Raw genomic sequence first — 651 nt, 5'->3', positions numbered from 1 at the left:
GCCGGTGGCGGTCGGCAGCGACTCGGTGGTGGGAATCGAGGAGGCGGACGGAGTCGGCGCGGCGAGATCCGCCGCCGGGTCCGCGACGGGCACGGGGGCGGTCGTGGCCAGCGCGGTCTGCGCCTGATCGACGGGCGTCCCGCCGGCGGTGACCGCTGCCGCGGCCTCGGTCACGGCGTCGAAGGTGATGGGAGCACCGCTGGCGTCGAAGAAGGCGACGGGCACGACTCCCTCGACCTCGCCGGACGCGGGAGGCGCCACCACCGTGATCTGGTCGGGGTTCTCGACGGCCACGCTGCCCTCGAGGTCACCGAAGCGCACCGAGGCGACCGAGTCGAGGTTCGAGCCCTGGAGCGTGACGCTCGTGCCGCCGGCGACCGTGCCGCTGGTGGTCGACACTCCGCTCAGCACCACGCGCGCGGAGGCGGTGGTCGCGGGGAGCACGGCGACCGTGGTCGGGGCGCTGGTCGGCGTCGCCGGTCCGGAGGCGGTGGCCGAGGCGGACTCGGACGAGCCGGATCCGCCGATGGTCAGGCTGGCACCCGCGGCGACGGCCACGACGACCAGGCCGCCCGACATCGCGAGCACGAGGTGACGGCGGCCGGGCCGGAGGAAGGAGGCGCCGCGACGTGCGGGCTCCACCCGCGGGCG

General features: G+C 76.3%; 1 protein-coding gene. It reads right to left on the bottom strand.

Annotated elements, in window-relative coordinates; translation table 11 throughout:
* On the bottom strand, nt 1-651 hold a 651-nt coding region (locus tag IOC53_RS18660), incomplete at both ends, for an IPT/TIG domain-containing protein (protein WP_207408118.1).

Origin of the sequence: Rathayibacter sp. SD072, from assembly GCF_017355185.1 — a bacterium.
Taxonomy (GTDB): domain Bacteria; phylum Actinomycetota; class Actinomycetes; order Actinomycetales; family Microbacteriaceae; genus Rathayibacter.
This window is presented reverse-complemented; position numbering and strand designations above follow the sequence as displayed.